We start from the raw sequence: 15,119 nt of genomic DNA on the forward strand, positions 1-15,119 counted from the left end.
GAACGAACTCACGTGGTGCGCAGATGCGGCCGAAGTGCGAGCGCCAATGGCAAAACCGTCAGCGCCGTGGCGGCAGTCGCAATAGTGGCACCGTGTACACCGATTTGATCGCCGAGAAATCCATACACGACCGGAGAGAGCGCTCCCGACGCGATGGTGCCGGTATAAAAAAGCGCAAACGCCCGCTCGGTGCGATCGACCGAAGTCAACTCGGGCACCGTGCCGTAAAGAACAGACGACGTCCCGTTGAGCATCGCCCCAAGTAGCGGCAACAAGACCATGGCAGGCGTCAAGGGAAGGTAAATCACTGCAAGAATCAACGCAGCCGTACCGCCTTCGGTGGCGAAGACGGTACCGATCACGCCCACGCGAGCGCCGAGCCAGCCACAAACGAACTTGCCCGCGGCGCCACCGATGAAGACGAGCGCGAGTGCCGTACCCGTCATCGATTGCGAGATGCCTTTCGTTTTCAGGAGAAAGGGCAGGAAGGTCAATAAGCCCATCCGCACGGCTGTGTCGAGCACGCCGATCGTGAAGAGCAGCGAGAAGCCGGATCGCGAGTCGTTGCTGTGCTGCCTCGATGCTTTCTCCAGGGACGAATCGCCACGCGGTATCGATGGGAGAAAAAGTGCAATCACTGCCGCGACTAAAACGCCGACGATCGACACGGCCCAAAGCGCATGTCGCCACGGCATGATGGTAATGAGAAGCGAGATAGCCGCTGGAAGCGCGGACTTCCCGAGGTCGCCCGAAAAATTGTAGATGCTGAGCGGTCCTCGGGCGTTGCGTCCATATACGCGCGAAACTGCTCCCGAAGCCAGCGGATGCTGCGTGCTCGAGCCACCGCCGGAGATGGCCAGCGCGACACATAAGCCCAGCAGGGTTCCAGATATGCCCGCGACGGCATAGCCCAGCGCGGCGAGAAACGTGCCGACCGCAAGCGTCGCGCGTGTGCCGAATTTGCGTGCGAGGCGTCCAGCGGGCAATTGCAACGTCGCCATCGTGCCGGCGTAGACGCCGCGCAAAATTGCCAGGGCGCCGTAACTGAGTCCGAACTCCGTCTGCCAAACGGGCAGCAACGCGTAGATCATGTCGGTGTAACCGTCGTGCAGCGCATGCGCCATGCATGACAGCCACAATACGCGCGTGCGTGAAACGGAACCCGACGGACCGGGGCCGTCAGTCACGTCTGTTGTTGGGGAAGAGAGAGAGAACAGTCCCATAGTCCAATGAAATGGCGCAAGCGCGGGCCATCGCGACAGCTGGCGGGTTTCGTTACACAAGACCCTAGTCTAGGTTCGCGCAGAACGAGCCACAACTGACGTAAAATTGGGTCAGACGGGAGAAAAAGTCACCACATGGGCATTGAGAAACGTACGGAGAAGCGCTCTGAGAGAGAAGCGGAGATGTTGCCGCCACTAAATGCGTTGCGGCACTTCGAGGCGGTCGCGCGCCTTGGGAGTTTCGCCGCCGCGGCGAGCGACCTGCACGTCACGCATTGGGCAGTCGGCAAACAGATCCGGCTGCTTGAAGACTGGTTCGGCGTTCCGCTCTTTGAGCGCCGCTCTCGCGGCGTCGTTCCTACCGACCAGGGCGCGGCTCTCCTGAACGATGTCGAAGGTGCGTTCGCGCGGCTGAGCAGTTCGGTCACCCGCTTGCGCCACAAATCCATTACGCGTCGCATAGCGGGCGTTGTACGCGTGAACACGCTGGCGAGCTTCGCGTTGTGCTGGCTGATACCGCGGCTGGCAGATTTCCAGGCGCACTACCCGGACATTGAAGTTCGTCTCTCGACGACCTCGCGTAAGTTGCGCTATGTCGGCGACGCCTTCGACGTCGGCGTGCGCTCAGGGCCCGAGGAGGCAGCAGGCCTCACGTCGACAACGCTGATGCCCGACTTGCGTCTGCCCGCCTGCAGTCCAGCGGTGCTGAAAACACACCCGATCAGGACGGTCGCCGATCTGCGAAATCACACGCTCCTTCACTCCACAAGCACTCGCACAGCCTGGTCCGACTGGTTACGGGATGCTGGCGCACCAGGCTTGCAGAGTGCACGCCATCTCGACTTCGACCATGTTTTTCTCCAACTGGGCGCGGCCGCTGAAGGCCTAGGTGTAACGTTGGCGTCGCTGCCGCTCATCGAGCGCGAGATTGCAACAGGGCGTCTCGTGTGCCCCATCGCAGAGCCGGCAGGGCGCGGACCCGATTACACATTGGTCGTGAGCAAGGACCGCGCGAACGATGACGCGGTCGTTGCGTTCAAGAAGTGGATCGTGACGGCGGCCGCGCAGAATTCGACAGAGCCGGGTACTAGCGAACGTGTGCGAAAGACTCGTCGCAGTAAGCCGCTCGCGGAGTCATCGCGACGTTAGTTGTCGCGATGGTTGTTGCACCTGACATCATCGTCAATCGATCTATCTGCGACAAAAGGATCCGCCAAAATGCGTGTACGTCTACTTTGCACAGAAGACGCGTCTTCATTCCACTCGCTCCGTCTCTGCGGACTCAGCGAAGCTCCGACGTCTTTCGCGTCGAGCTACGAAGAGGAAGCAGACCGTTCGGCTGAAGTCATCGAAGCTCAGCTGGCGACACGCAACGACCGCGGAATATTCGGTGCTTTCGAAGGCTCGCGGCTAATAGGAATAGCTGGACTTGGACGCGAGAATCGGCGAAAACTCAACCACAAGGCTTTTCTGTGGGGCGTGTATGTCGCGCCAGACATGCGAGGTTTAGGCGTGAGCAGAAAGCTCGTCACCGAGGTGCTTACCTTCGCGCGGTCCATCCCTGACATCACACAGGTGAACCTGACCGTGAACGCAAACAACCCGGCGGCAATTCGCCTTTATACGTCGCTCGGCTTCGAGCAGTTCGGGCGGGAGCACAACTCCTTGATGGTCGACGGACACATGTACGACGAGGTACACATGTCACTCCATTTCGGCGGCTGAACTCAATGGTATTTCAGCGCCCGCCCTTCTACCCGAACTCCTTCACTGCACGGTAATCGTCTCCTTCATATTCGGATGTATGCTGCAGAAAATCTTATAGACTCCGGGCTTATCGAACTTGAACTGGTAAGTATCGTTCTGATCAAGCGCGGCCGAGCGGAAGAGACCCGCATCGTTGACGACCACGTGCGGTTCGCTATCAAGGTTTTTCCAGGTCACGGTCGCCCCGGCTTTGACCGTGAGCGACATAGGCGAGAACATAAAATCTTTGATGACAACAGCGTTGGGCTGCTGAGCTAGCACGACGGCGGACATAACGCACATTGCGATCAGCATCGCCACTCCAACACAGATAACAAAGGCGTAGCGAAAAGTAGTCGTTTGCATGATGGGGTCCTCGTTGATAGGCATGGTCTTCAGTCAGACGAGCGTCGTATCGGCGAGCGTAGCTCTCACCGGATGCCTCATGATCTTGACGCTCGTTACGCCCAGCATCCGCGGCAGTTCCGCACTGGACACCGTAAGCGGCCCGGGTCCCGGCCCGTTACCAGCCGTCGGCTGCGGGTAGGCTGTCGAGCGAGCGGTATGGAAAGTCACGTTACCTTCCACTTTCGATACGATCTGATGGATATGGCCGTTTAGCACGGTTACCGAGCCGAAGCGCTTCAGATAACTCATGGCCTGTCCTGCATCGCCAGTACCCCAACCCCACGGTTCGTAGATCGTCCACATCGGCATGTGCGCGAAGACGACGATCGGCGTGCTGGAGGAGCGGCCCTTGAGATCTTTCTCCAGCCACTCGAGTTGTTCATCGCCCAGATTTCCCAAACCATTAGCCTTGAAGTGCATGACGTTGACGAGACCAACAAAATGCACGCCACTGTGGTCGAAGCTGTAGTAACCCTTGTTGTCCGACGCTTGACCGAAACGTTTGAAATACTCTGCGCCGGGTCCATCAGTGACATCATGCTCGCCCGGCACGGTGTGCAGTTCAGTAATACTCAGGCCCGACATCAGTTGCGCTGCGAGGTCGAACTCCTCAGGCTTCGACAGATGCGTGATGTCACCGGTATGAATCGTCAGCGCCGGTTTAACGGGCATCGCGTTGACGAAGTCGATCGTCTGCTTGAGCGTGCCCGCGACATCGGGATTCGCTTCCTTCTTGAAGCCGATGTGAGAGTCGCTGATCTGCAGGAAAAGCGGGACGCCTCCCGAACCCGCTGAAGCGTCTTTGGGTGTGGCCGCGAGGGCCAGATCCACCGGCGACAGAACACCGCCGGTTAATACGAACACGGTGCCCACGCCACCGAATGCAAGACATTTGAGTACGCCCCGGCGCGACGGATCGAATGGATGATCTGACGACATATTCACCTCACAATGGAGATTGACGAGGCAGGCGGCTGGACCAGCCGGCTGCGTTCAGTGAGTAGACTGTCGTGGAATCAGGTTTATTCCCATGGTGGCCGCTGCGTTGCAATTCGATGCCACGGTCCAACCCGTCATTGCATAGCAGAGGCCATATGCACGTCAGACTGCTTAGCATGCCGAATTAATACAGACACGTTGACGCCGCGCGTTCCTGAATGTTCATGACGACCGGCGTAACAACGCAATGGCCGGTCTCCCATCGCACCGCTGCAATTACATTGGGCGTGCAGCGCTGCGATTACGAAGCGGGATGCGCAAGCAGAGTCGTTACGAAACCGTTCAGTTCCGCTTGACCGGCGTCGGAGATCGCCCAGTAATTCATTCCCCCGACGCTCCAGTGGGCGACGTGATAACCCTTCTCCTCGTAGATGCGCGGCGGCGGTGTACCTGCATCGTTACCTGGCCACACGTAAAGATTGACGGGGTGCAACTTGTAGCGATACACCATCACCGCAACGGAGCGGCCGTTCAGATAATCGAGCCGGCCACCAATCAGCGGATATCCCTGCTGCGCGAGGTCGACCACTGGGGGCGCAAAATCGAGCTTCCCGTCGAACCACGGTTTGACCGTATGCCGGTCCGTTGAGATCACATCCGAAAGATGGTTGACCTGCAATGAGCGAACATGACTGTCGACGAGTTCCTCCGTCAGGCGCGTTTCGCCGGAGGGCGCCGCGACGAACAGACTCGCGCCTGCCACCAGCGCGACAACGCTCAACACCATCGCGCCAACCGGTGACCAACCCAGCGACTGGCCCGCGGACGGCCCGCCGAACCGGTCACGCAGTCGTTGCCAGAGCGGAGGCCGCCCCGGCAGCGCAGCCTTGATCCGTTTCACCAGGTCCGGCGGTGCATCCATCCGCAAATCGGCCTGCCGGAGTTGCGCACTGACCTGACGATCCTGGTCGTAAATCTGTCGGCATTCCTCGCAGGTTGCGAGGTGGCGTTCGAAATCAAGCGCCTCCGACAGGCTCAGTTCCTCGTCGATATAGCCTGGCAGTAATTGCAACGCCTGTTCGTGATCCATCATGCCTCCTCATCCGTCGGTGCGAGCAGTAATGCGAGTTGCCGGCGCCCGCGCCCGAGGCGAGACATCACAGTGCCCATCGGAATGCCCACGATGGCCGCAATTTCCTTGTACGACAAATCTTCCAGTTCGCGCAACACGATCACTTCGCGGTACTCCAGACTCAGACTCTGCAATGCCTTGTGCACCCGTTTCCGGCTTTGACTGCGGATCAGCACAGCTTCCGGGCCATCGTCCCGGTCAGCGGCGCCAGTTTCGAGGCTATGAATTTCTTCCTCGAACATCGTGGTGTCCGCCGTGTGACTCCGGTTCTGGAGATACCACGTGTAGAACGTGTTGCGCACGATGCTCAATAGCCACGCGCGCGCGTCATCTCCGCGAAATCCGCCAAAGAACCTGAACGCGCGAAGGTACGCCTCCTGGACCACATCCTGTGCATCCTGGTCGTTATGCGTGAGCCAACGCGCAACGTTGAAGGCCGAATTCATATGAACTAACACGAGCTTCTCGAAGCGCTGCACGGTAATCGGATCGGCCATCTCTCGGAATCCCTGCTGTAACGGCAAAGTGTGACCGACCAACAGCAGACTGCCGGCGTGTCATTTTTATTCCCGAAGTGCAAAATCCATCTGGCGCTCGTACGAGACTAGCCTAACGGCTGCAAAAGGCAAAAGGCGCAACGCTGATTGCCCAACCGCCGCCTTACTCCTACTATAAGGCGACGCTTTGCAACCGCGCCGCCAGAAACTCCACGAACAGACGCGTGCGCACGGGCAGATGCCGCGTGGGCAGCCACAGTGCCTGCAACGGCAGCGGCGACAGTTCGTAGTCGGTCAGAACGAGTTCCACCCGGCGCTGCTGCACCAGTTCACCGATCTGCCAGTACGCGGCCCGGCCGATGCCGAGACCGCTCGCCACCGCGTCGTTCAGCGCTGCCGTGCTGTTGCTTTCGAAGCGGCCGCGCACTTGCACCGACTCGTCCTCGCCGCGTTTGCTGCGATAACGCCACAGCGAGGCCTCGGGTAGCGCCGAGCGCACCACGCAATCGTGCTGCTTGAGATCTGCGGGCCGCAACGGACGCCCGCGCGCTTCCAGATAGGCAGGCGAGGCAAACGTCACGCGACGGATCGTGCCCAGCCGCCGCGCAATCAGATTCGAATCAGGTGTCTCGCCGATGCGGATTGTGACGTCCGCACCGGTCGTCGCGGGGTCGTCGTACTCTTCGGAAAGATCCAGCGACGCCGTGAGTTCAGGATAACGCGCGAGAAACGCCGCCAGCAGCGGCGCGATATAGCGCGGACCGAACAGCGTCGGACCGCAGATGTGCAGACGCCCCGACACGGTCGTCGCGTAGTCGGCAAGTTCCGCGCGCGCCATTGCCAGATCGCCGAGCACCTGCTTGATGCGCGCGTAGAACTTCTCGCCTGCAGTGGTAAGCCGGCACTGACGGGTAGTACGCGCAACGAGCAGCGTGCCCGCCTCGCGCTCCAATACCTGCAGCGAGCGGCTGACCGCCTGTAACGACTTGTCGAGCCTTCGTGAGGCGGCGGTCAGGTTGCCCTCTTCCGCGATCGCGACGAAGGTTTCGAGATCGCGTAACGATCCATTATCCATTTTTACGGGAGGAAGAGTCAGTTGGCAGCCTGATTATCTATCACGTATGTGCAGGTAGCATGCAGGACATAGTTTTTGCCGGAGCGCATGTCCATGTCAGCGAATGAAATGAATCCATCCGATGTCGCCGCGTCGGCACGCATTCCCACGCGACCTTATGCGATCGCCGTCGGCACTGCGGTACTGGGTCTCTACGCGTCGCAGGGATTGGTCAACGATCTCGCCACCTCGATAGGACTCGGTCCGTGGGCTAACCTCGTGACCATGCTTACGCTCGCCGGCTACTCCGCCGGGCTGCTGCTTCTGGTGCCGCTCGTCGATCTGTTGCCGAACCGCCGGCTCATCATTGCGACACTCGGCGCACAGGTGGTGTCGTTGGCTGTGGTCGCCGCCGCTCGCGAGCCGGTCGCGTTTCTGGTCGCGTCGTTCTTCGTCGGCTTGACATCGAGCGCTATCCAGATGCTCGTGCCGGTAGTCGCCATGCAGGCGCCGGAGGCGGACCGCGGCCGGGTGGTCGGCGACGTGATGAGCGGGCTGATGCTCGGCGTGCTTCTGTCGCGGCCGGCAGCGAGTCTGATCGCCGGCGCGCTCGGCTGGCGCAGCTACTATGCGATCGACGCCGTCGCGCTCGCCGCGATGACCGCGTGGCTCTGGACGCATGTGCCGGAACGGCGTCCGGCGCACCGTAGCTCGTACGCGGCGCTGATTGGCTCGCTGCTAGGTCTGATTCGCGACGAGCCGGTGCTGCGGCGCCGCGCGCTTTATCAAGGCTTGCTGATGGTGTCGTTCAACCTGTTCTGGACCAGCGTCGCACTGAAGCTCGCAAGCGCGCCGCTTCGGCTTGGCCACACCGGCATCGGCCTGTTCGCGCTGGCCGGCGCGGGCAGCACGATCATCGCGCCGGTCGCGGGCCGCCTCGGCGATCGAGGTTTCGACCGGCAATGCACGATCGCCTTCCACGCGATCGTCGTGCTCGCGGCCGGCATCGCGCTAATTGGAGGCAGCGACCACTTGTCTCCTGCCGCTTCGCTCACGCTGCTAGTCGTCGCTGCACTGCTGCTCGATCTCGGTGTGATCGGCGACCAGGCACTGGGGCGCCGGGCGGTCAACCTGCTCAATCCGCATGTGCGCGGTCGAGTGAACGGTCTTTTCACTGGACTCTTTTTCGTCGGCAGCGCAGTCGGTGCGTTGCTCGCGGGACCGGCGTGGGCTCATGGACACTGGACAGGCGTGTGTGTCGCCGCCGCCCTGTTCTCGACGGCGGCCGCGGCGCTGCATGTTCTGCAGACACCTGCATCCGCGCAAGCCGCACCGCCGGCACAACCTGCACACGAGCACCGGACGTGAAACTGCATTCCTAAACCGGAGGACCCCACCATGGACGCAACCCGCCGTACCTTCCGCTATCCGACCGTGAGCATCGACGGCGTCGATATTTTCTACCGCGAGGCCGGCCCGAAAGATGCGCCGACTGTTCTGCTGCTGCATGGCTTTCCGTCATCGTCGCGAATGTACGAACCGCTGATGCCGTTCCTCGCGCGCGAGTTTCATCTGGTCGCACCCGACTATCCGGGCTTCGGCAACAGCGAAACGCCCTCGCCGGATCGCTACACGTACACGTTCGACGATCTCGCACGGTCCATGGAACAGTTCACCGACGCGCTAAAACTCGATCGTTATGTGCTCTTTATGGCCGATTACGGCGGCCCGGTGGGATTCCGTCTTGCAATGGCGAGGCCCGAGAAAGTGACCGGCATTGTGGTCCAGAACGCGGTCGCGCATGAGGAGGGACTCGGACCGTTGTGGGAAACGCGCAAAGCGTTCTGGAAAGACCGCGCCCAGCACGAAGAACGCCTATAGCTCAATCTCGCGTCGCCGGACGCATTGAAGCTGCGCCACGTTGGCACCAGTCCCGATCCGCAGCGCTACGATCCAGACAATTGGCGCGAGGAGCAACAGTTTCTGGCGCGCCCCGGACAGGCCGCGATCCAGACCGATCTGTTCTACGACTACCGTACGAATCTGGAATCCTATCCGCGCTGGCAGGCCTGGTTGCGGGAGCATCAACCGCCGACGCTCGTGACGTGGGGCAAATACGATCCGTCGTTCACGGTGCCGGGCGCGCATGCTTATCAGCGTGACGTTCCGGACGCGGAAGTACATGTGCTCGATGCGGGCCACTTCGCGCTTGAGGAGGCGAGTGATGAGATCGCCGCGCTGACGCTGGACTTTCTGCGGCGAGTGCATCGAACAGCGTGATGGTGACTTCACAAGAGGGTGCAGCGGTGTCGCGGCTCGACGTGTTGAGCATTTTTTCGCTACCTGTACATGTCGAATTCATTTCGCGTCAGTGAGGCACCCGGCGCAACTATCGTCGCTGCACCCATCGGTATAGTCAGTTCCTAGACCCGCGCCGAGACTTTCTTCACGAAGGTATCAGCCGGCGCCAGCGCGCCTCCATCCGCGCTGCGTAGTGTCACCTTTGGCACCGGCCTGCCGCTTGCACGGTCGATCAACTGTGAGCGCTTTTCGCCGCGTCCGAAAAGGTTGCCTTCGCCCCACTGACGCAACGTGACGATCACCGGAAAGAGCGCTTCGCCTTTCGGCGTCAGGATGTACTCCTGATAGGCGGAGCCGTCCGACGCGGCGACCACTTCGAGCACCCCCGCTTCGACGAGGCGCCGCAGCCGGTCGGTCAGTATGTTGCGCGCAATGTCCAGGCTTTCCTGGAATTGCCCGAAGCGGCGCACGCCGTCGAATGCGTCACGCACGATCAGCAGCGCCCAACGGTCACCAACGATATCAATCGCTCGCGCAACCGGGCACGACGAATCCGCAAGACTCTTACGCGCAGCCATCTACAACACCTCCTGTTGACCAAGTCATTGTCGTTCAGCCCGCGCGACACGAAGAGATGAAAACTTCGTCACGCCCGAACTAGTTGCATTTTAAAACAAGGATGAATACACTTCATTGAGTTTCATTTTGCAACTACATTAGAGTTTGCATAAAGGACGATAAATGGATTTTGGATGCTCACAGTGCGTTGTGACGGACCAGCACAAGTCACGCGACGTTCATGCGGGGCACGCCATACCGGCAGCGCTGGTTCTACTTCTCGCAGTGTGTTGCGCGATGAGCGTCGCCAATGTCTATTACGCGCAACCGCTGCTCGACGCGATCGTCGCGGACTTCGGCATCCAGCAGGCAGCGGTCGGCGGAGTGATCGCGGCAACCCAGCTAGGTTGCGCGATGGCGTTGCTGTTGCTCGTCCCGCTCGGCGATCTCGTGAACCGCAAACGCCTGATCGGTGCGCAGCTGATACTGCTGGCCGTCGCATTGACCATGACCGGAATCGCGGACTCGACGCTCATGCTGATGATCGGCATGGTCGGCGTCGGGATGCTTGGTACCGCCATGACGCAAGGACTCATTGCATACGCAGCGGCGCTGGCGCACGAATCGGAGCGCGGGCGTGTGGTCGGTGCGGCTCAAAGCGGAGTGGTAATCGGGCTGCTGATAGCTCGCTGCTTCGCGGGCCTCATTACCGATCTGCTCGGCTGGCGGTCCGTCTATCTGATATCGGGGTTGCTGACAATCGTCATGCTGATCGTGCTGCGGATCGCACTGCCCGCGTCGCGCGTGAACCCCGTCAAAATGAGCTACGCAGAATTGCTACGTTCGATGGTTACCCTGCTTGCGTCGGAACGCGTTCTGCAGGTTCGAGGCACCATCGGCCTCCTCATGTTCGGGGCATTCAGCACCTTCTGGAGCGCGCTTGTATTACCGCTGAGCGCCCCACCGTTTTCCATGTCGCATACGCAGATCGGCGCCTTCGGGTTGGTTGGCGCAATTGGGGCGTTGGCGGCAGCCAGAGCCGGGCGCCTTGCCGATCGCGGCCTTGGGCAATGGACTACCGGCGCGGCACTCGTGTGCCTGCTCGTGTCGTGGATACCTATGGGCTTCATGCAGCACAGCATGCTGGCGTTGATCGCGGGCATTGTGTTGCTCGATATGGGTGGTCAGGCGGTCCACGTCATCAACCAGAGCATGATCTTTCGACTTCGGCCTGAAGCACAAAGTCGCCTGGTCGGTTGCTACATGCTCTTTTACTCAGCGGGAAGCGGTCTGGGCGCGGCAACTTCTACCTATGTTTTTGCGCGCACGGGTTGGACCGGCGTCTGCGCACTGGGCTTTGCGTTCAGCATGGCCGCGTTCCTGCTGTGGGCTGTCACACTGATTCTCGCGAAGCTTGCGTCCCGCTAGATAATTGGGGCTTTCGTTTCGCAACCGGTCGCTGCTCGGCAAATCAACTCGACGTTGAGCGCCGACTTCTTCACCACTATCGGCCAGATCCGGTGAACGGTGCGAGCAAAGGCGCGGTCGCTTGAATCACCGCACGGTGGTCCACAGTCTTCCGTCGACGCACAGGCAATATGGTGGGCTTGCCGACTCATCCGCTGCTCAAAACGCCCGTACACTTATGGTTCCGGACGGACGTCCGCTACGGGAGCTTGCGCATGCCGACGATTGCCCTGATCATCATCCTGACGGTCGCCGTAACGCTCGCCATCGTGCTCGTCATCGCGAATCTGACGAGCGGCGAGAAGAAGATCGAGCACAAGATCGAAAGGCTTTACTCGAGCGACGATCCTCAGTTCACCCGCTCGATGGGGCTACTGCTCGGGCCGCCCGTTGTCGGGGGCAATCAATTCCAGGTGCTCGTGAATGGCGACGAGATCTTTCCGTCGATGATGGAAGGCATCCGCTCAGCGCAGCACACCATCACCTTCGAAACCTTCATTTACTGGTCTGGCGCTATCGGCGAAAAGATTGCGCATGCATTGTCCGAGAAGGCGCGTGCGGGTGTCGCGGTGCATGTGCTGCTCGACTGGGTCGGCTCGTCGAAGATGGATAAGCGCTATCTGGAGATGTTGCGCGAGTCGGGGGCCGAGGTCATTCAGTATCACAAGCCGCACTGGACAGGACTCGGCCGCATGAACGATCGCACGCACCGCAAGCTGCTCGTGATCGACGGACGCATCGGCTATACGGGCGGCGTAGGTATCGCCGACGAATGGACCGGTCACGCGCAGGACGAGAAGCACTGGCGCGATACGCACTTTCGCGTCGCAGGCCCGGCGGTCGGACAGATGCAGGCTGTCTTCATGGACAACTGGGTCAAGGCGACGGGAAATGTACTGCACGGCTCGCCATACTTTCCGGAGATCGACGCCGCCGGTGACGGCCTTGCGCATATGTTCAGCAGCTCGCCCTCGGGCGGCAGCGACGACATGCAGCTGATGTACCTCATGGCGATCACCGCCGCGACGCATTCCATCCACCTCTCGAGTGCCTACTTCGTACCCGACAAACTGACGATCAACGCGATCGTCGAGGCCGCGAAGCGCGGCGTGAGAGTGCGGGTCATCACGCCGGGAAAGCATATCGACACGCGCACGGTGCGCGAGGCATCACGTGCATGCTGGGGCGACCTGCTTGCAGCAGGCGTCGAAATTTATGAGTACCAGCCAACCATGTACCACTGCAAGGTGATTGTCGTGGACGAGTATCTGGTGTCGGTCGGCTCGACAAACTTCGACAGCCGCTCGTTCAAACTCAACGACGAGGCCAATCTCAACATCTACGATCGCGACTTCGCGCGCCAGCAGACAGCGATTTTCGATGACGACGTCGCTCGCGCGAAACGCATTACGCTCGAAGACTGGCGCCGTCGTCCGCTCGTCGAGAAACTGCTGGAACGCGCTGTCGCGCTGCTCGATCCGCAGCTTTGACGATTGGATCGGCACGCCTCACTTGCTTTACTTCAATCAGCGGGCAACGGTATATGCCGCGGTCCGCGGCTTGCTGCAAGCTGCTTTAAACGGCGCGCCGCGTGAGCCATTGCAGTTCGACGGCTTCTCACGCGGCTTTCGGGAGACGCGCTTCATTCCCGGGTAACGGCCGGTCGCAGAACCCGCCCGGATCGACAGAAATTCACTTACCTGGCTATCTCTCTCATGGAAAAACGCGCAATCATTATCGGCGCAAGCGGTATCGTCGGCAGCAATCTCGCCAACCAGTTGCGCTCGACCGGCTGGAACGTGGCGGGCCTCTCGCGCGGTCGCACGGCCGTGCCGTCCGGCATAGAAGCCATTACCGCCGACCTGACCTCCGCGCAATCCGTTAGCGCGGCGCTGGCCGGCAAGAATTTCACCCACGTGTTCTTCACCGCCTGGGCGCGGCAAGCCACAGAGCAGGACAATATCCGCGTGAACGGCGCCATGGTGCAGCATGTGCTGGACGCCCTCGGCACGACGGGCGCATTGCGGCATGCGGCACTCGTTACCGGGCTCAAGCACTATCTCGGCCCGTTCGAGGCCTACGCAAAGGGCACCGTGCCCATCACACCTTTTCGCGAGGAGCAGGGACGTCAGAGCGTCGATAACTTTTACTACGAGCAGGAAGACCGCCTGTTCGATGCCGCCGCGCAATATGGCTTCAATTGGAGCGTGCATCGTCCGCACACGATCATTGGCTTCGCGATCGGCAACGCGATGAACATGGGCATGACGCTCGCCGTCTATGCAACGCTGTGCAAACACACGGGGCAGCCGTTCGTCTTCCCGGGCTCCGCCGCGCAATGGGAAAGTCTCACTGACATGACCGACGCCCGCCTTCTCGCACGGCATCTCGAATGGGCCGCCACCTCGCCGAATGCACGCAATGAAGACTTCAACGTGGTCAACGGCGACGTGTTCCGCTGGAAATGGCTGTGGCCGCGACTCGCGGAATACTTCGGCGTGGAAGCGGCACCATTCGACGGCGTCGTGCGTCCGCTCGAAGATCGCATGCAGGATGCGGGCAAGCAATGGGCCGACATTGCCGCACAGTTCGATCTGCGCGAAAGCGATATCGGCAAGCTCGCGTCGTGGTGGCACACGGACGCCGATCTGGGGCGTCCCATGGAAGTACTCACCGATATGACGAAGAGCCGCAAGGCTGGATTCCTCGATTATCAGAGCACGCCCGACGCATTTTTCGAACTGTTCGACCGGCTGAAAGAAGAGCGACTCATTCCGCGTTGAGCCGAAGCGCGACAGCCGGTCGCGCCGGTCACGTCAGTTACGTCAGTTACGCCCGCGATCGAATAGCGGCGATGCGTGGCTGGCGGCAGCCAGTTCGGCGGCTGCCGCGAGCAGCGTCGGGCCGAGGCTCGCCATGCGCTTCTCGCTGAGCCGCACGAGCGGTCCCGCTATGCTGATCACGCCGATGGCGGGATAACCGCGTCGCAGGACCGGCGCGGCCATTGCCGTCATGCCGGGCGCAAACACTTCGTTGATGGTTGCATAGCCGCGCTCGCGCGCGGCGTGAACGAATTTCAACAAGCCGGCAATTGTTGTCGGCGCGTTCGGGCCGTACTGCTTGGGCTGCCCGAAGCCTTGCCGCGAGACGAGTTCCAGGGCTCGCTCGTCGGTCATCGTCATCATCCATGCGTGGCCGGTGGCGCTGCACGACAGGATCGTGTCCATGCCCATGTCGGGGTCGTAGCGCAGGCCTTTCAATGCGCCTTGCGACTTCGCGACCCACGTCAGCCTGTCGCCGTCGACTATTGCAAGCCGCACCAGTTCGCCCGATTTTTCGGCGAGGCGATCCAGCACGGTCTGTGCAATATCCACGATCCCCGAGGTCGCGAGATACCCCAACCCCAAGCCGACGAGCTTGGTTGTCAGCACATAGTCGCCGTGCTCGCGCAACTGCCGCACGTAGCCGCAATTCTTCAAATCGACGAGCAGGCGGTGACACGCGCTGCGGGGAATATCGAGTTCACCCGCGATCAGCGCGAGCGGTGTGCCTTCCATCTGCGTGGCCAGGAATTCAAGGACCGCCATGGTGCGTTCTGTGACGCCGGGCATATCTGTCTCCGGAGATCCGCGTCCTACACGGAGCGCGGTAAAGCCGAATGGTTGCACGATATGAAACAGAATTCCACCCTGGAATAGCGTCCCACCCACCAATGCTAACCTTGGTTCACGAGATTCCCAACGCCCCAAGGAATCCCGGCAAACAGCAATTCATAAAGCGCGAGAGCAGCGGAC

The 15,119-nt window shown here is 60.8% G+C and carries 14 protein-coding genes and 1 pseudogene; 7 read left to right on the forward strand and 8 right to left on the reverse strand.

Annotation, left to right across the window (positions count from 1 at the left end; all coding sequences use genetic code 11):
- Nucleotides 1-8: 8 nt before the first annotated feature.
- Nucleotides 9-1,124 carry an MFS transporter gene (locus OH764_RS30430; RefSeq protein ID WP_498849751.1) on the reverse strand — a complete coding sequence of 372 codons (1,116 nt, stop codon included), beginning with the start codon at nucleotides 1,122-1,124 and terminating at the stop codon, nucleotides 9-11.
- A gap of 234 nt (nucleotides 1,125-1,358) precedes the next feature.
- Between OH764_RS30430 and OH764_RS30435 the strand changes: the two genes are divergently transcribed.
- On the forward strand, nucleotides 1,359-2,372 hold the full coding sequence (locus tag OH764_RS30435) for a LysR substrate-binding domain-containing protein (protein ID WP_498849752.1): 1,014 nt from the start codon (nucleotides 1,359-1,361) through the stop codon (nucleotides 2,370-2,372).
- 69 nt (nucleotides 2,373-2,441) lie between these two features.
- Nucleotides 2,442-2,948 carry a GNAT family N-acetyltransferase gene (locus OH764_RS30440; RefSeq protein ID WP_498851333.1) on the forward strand — a complete coding sequence of 169 codons (507 nt, stop codon included), beginning with the start codon at nucleotides 2,442-2,444 and terminating at the stop codon, nucleotides 2,946-2,948.
- A gap of 42 nt (nucleotides 2,949-2,990) precedes the next feature.
- Here OH764_RS30440 and OH764_RS30445 read toward each other — a convergent pair whose 3' ends face one another.
- From OH764_RS30445 to OH764_RS30465, 5 genes are all read right to left on the reverse strand, one after another.
- Nucleotides 2,991-3,284: a cupredoxin domain-containing protein gene (locus OH764_RS30445; protein ID WP_227471206.1), complete on the reverse strand. Its 294-nt coding sequence runs from the start codon at nucleotides 3,282-3,284 to the stop codon at nucleotides 2,991-2,993.
- 84 nt (nucleotides 3,285-3,368) lie between these two features.
- The gene (locus OH764_RS30450) at nucleotides 3,369-4,316 is read right to left on the reverse strand and encodes a metallophosphoesterase family protein (protein ID WP_498849753.1); all 948 of its coding nucleotides are present in this window, start codon (nucleotides 4,314-4,316) and stop codon (nucleotides 3,369-3,371) included.
- Between the two features lie 301 nt (nucleotides 4,317-4,617).
- Complete coding sequence (locus OH764_RS30455; protein WP_498849754.1) at nucleotides 4,618-5,409, reverse strand: anti-sigma factor family protein; 792 nt, start codon at nucleotides 5,407-5,409, stop codon at nucleotides 4,618-4,620.
- On the reverse strand, nucleotides 5,406-5,945 hold the full coding sequence (locus tag OH764_RS30460) for a sigma-70 family RNA polymerase sigma factor (protein WP_498849755.1): 540 nt from the start codon (nucleotides 5,943-5,945) through the stop codon (nucleotides 5,406-5,408). The genes OH764_RS30455 and OH764_RS30460 overlap by 4 nt, the downstream gene beginning before the upstream one ends.
- Nucleotides 5,946-6,117: 172 nt before the next feature.
- A complete protein-coding gene (locus OH764_RS30465; protein ID WP_498849756.1) occupies nucleotides 6,118-7,020 on the reverse strand; it encodes a LysR family transcriptional regulator in 903 nt (300 codons plus the stop codon).
- A 93-nt stretch (nucleotides 7,021-7,113) separates the two neighbouring features.
- Here OH764_RS30465 and OH764_RS30470 point away from each other — a divergent pair, with 93 nt between their 5' ends.
- Nucleotides 7,114-8,367 carry an MFS transporter gene (locus OH764_RS30470; RefSeq protein ID WP_498849757.1) on the forward strand — a complete coding sequence of 418 codons (1,254 nt, stop codon included), beginning with the start codon at nucleotides 7,114-7,116 and terminating at the stop codon, nucleotides 8,365-8,367.
- A 30-nt stretch (nucleotides 8,368-8,397) separates the two neighbouring features.
- A pseudogene (locus OH764_RS30475) lies at nucleotides 8,398-9,279 on the forward strand (alpha/beta fold hydrolase).
- A gap of 143 nt (nucleotides 9,280-9,422) precedes the next feature.
- On the opposite strand, the gene OH764_RS30480 reads toward OH764_RS30475, so the two are convergent.
- Nucleotides 9,423-9,878 carry a winged helix-turn-helix transcriptional regulator gene (locus OH764_RS30480; RefSeq protein WP_498849758.1) on the reverse strand — a complete coding sequence of 152 codons (456 nt, stop codon included), beginning with the start codon at nucleotides 9,876-9,878 and terminating at the stop codon, nucleotides 9,423-9,425.
- A 163-nt stretch (nucleotides 9,879-10,041) separates the two neighbouring features.
- On the opposite strand from OH764_RS30480, the gene OH764_RS30485 reads away from it, so the two are divergent.
- The 3 genes from OH764_RS30485 (at nucleotide 10,042) to OH764_RS30495 (ending at nucleotide 14,108) form a co-directional block, all read left to right on the forward strand.
- Nucleotides 10,042-11,286: an MFS transporter gene (locus tag OH764_RS30485; protein WP_498849759.1), complete on the forward strand. Its 1,245-nt coding sequence runs from the start codon at nucleotides 10,042-10,044 to the stop codon at nucleotides 11,284-11,286.
- Nucleotides 11,287-11,540: 254 nt separating this feature from the next.
- Nucleotides 11,541-12,815 (forward strand): phospholipase D-like domain-containing protein, encoded by a 1,275-nt coding sequence (gene cls / locus OH764_RS30490; protein WP_498849760.1) that lies wholly within the window; start codon nucleotides 11,541-11,543, stop codon nucleotides 12,813-12,815.
- Nucleotides 12,816-13,040: 225 nt separating this feature from the next.
- Nucleotides 13,041-14,108: an SDR family oxidoreductase gene (locus OH764_RS30495; RefSeq protein WP_498849761.1), complete on the forward strand. Its 1,068-nt coding sequence runs from the start codon at nucleotides 13,041-13,043 to the stop codon at nucleotides 14,106-14,108.
- 42 nt (nucleotides 14,109-14,150) lie between these two features.
- Here the strand turns inward: OH764_RS30495 and OH764_RS30500 are convergent, their stop codons facing one another.
- On the reverse strand, nucleotides 14,151-14,936 hold the full coding sequence (locus OH764_RS30500; RefSeq protein WP_498849762.1) for an IclR family transcriptional regulator: 786 nt from the start codon (nucleotides 14,934-14,936) through the stop codon (nucleotides 14,151-14,153).
- Nucleotides 14,937-15,119 lie beyond the last annotated feature (183 nt).

This window comes from Burkholderia sp. M6-3, from assembly GCF_050858985.1.
In the GTDB taxonomy this organism is placed as follows: domain Bacteria; phylum Pseudomonadota; class Gammaproteobacteria; order Burkholderiales; family Burkholderiaceae; genus Paraburkholderia; species Paraburkholderia caledonica.

What these genes read in the sequence shown, in the direction of transcription:
- OH764_RS30430 (WP_498849751.1), bottom strand. Translation starts at nt 1,124, where the DNA reads ATGGCGCATGCGCTGCACGACGGTTACACCGACATGATCTACGCGTTG.
- OH764_RS30435 (WP_498849752.1), top strand. Translation starts at nt 1,359, where the DNA reads ATGGGCATTGAGAAACGTACGGAGAAGCGCTCTGAGAGAGAAGCGGAG.
- OH764_RS30440 (WP_498851333.1), top strand. Translation starts at nt 2,442, where the DNA reads ATGCGTGTACGTCTACTTTGCACAGAAGACGCGTCTTCATTCCACTCG.
- OH764_RS30445 (WP_227471206.1), bottom strand. Translation starts at nt 3,284, where the DNA reads ATGCTGATCGCAATGTGCGTTATGTCCGCCGTCGTGCTAGCTCAGCAG.
- OH764_RS30450 (WP_498849753.1), bottom strand. Translation starts at nt 4,316, where the DNA reads ATGTCGTCAGATCATCCATTCGATCCGTCGCGCCGGGGCGTACTCAAA.
- OH764_RS30455 (WP_498849754.1), bottom strand. Translation starts at nt 5,409, where the DNA reads ATGATGGATCACGAACAGGCGTTGCAATTACTGCCAGGCTATATCGAC.
- OH764_RS30460 (WP_498849755.1), bottom strand. Translation starts at nt 5,945, where the DNA reads ATGGCCGATCCGATTACCGTGCAGCGCTTCGAGAAGCTCGTGTTAGTT.
- OH764_RS30465 (WP_498849756.1), bottom strand. Translation starts at nt 7,020, where the DNA reads ATGGATAATGGATCGTTACGCGATCTCGAAACCTTCGTCGCGATCGCG.
- OH764_RS30470 (WP_498849757.1), top strand. Translation starts at nt 7,114, where the DNA reads ATGTCAGCGAATGAAATGAATCCATCCGATGTCGCCGCGTCGGCACGC.
- OH764_RS30480 (WP_498849758.1), bottom strand. Translation starts at nt 9,878, where the DNA reads ATGGCTGCGCGTAAGAGTCTTGCGGATTCGTCGTGCCCGGTTGCGCGA.
- OH764_RS30485 (WP_498849759.1), top strand. Translation starts at nt 10,042, where the DNA reads ATGGATTTTGGATGCTCACAGTGCGTTGTGACGGACCAGCACAAGTCA.
- cls (WP_498849760.1), top strand. Translation starts at nt 11,541, where the DNA reads ATGCCGACGATTGCCCTGATCATCATCCTGACGGTCGCCGTAACGCTC.
- OH764_RS30495 (WP_498849761.1), top strand. Translation starts at nt 13,041, where the DNA reads ATGGAAAAACGCGCAATCATTATCGGCGCAAGCGGTATCGTCGGCAGC.
- OH764_RS30500 (WP_498849762.1), bottom strand. Translation starts at nt 14,936, where the DNA reads ATGCCCGGCGTCACAGAACGCACCATGGCGGTCCTTGAATTCCTGGCC.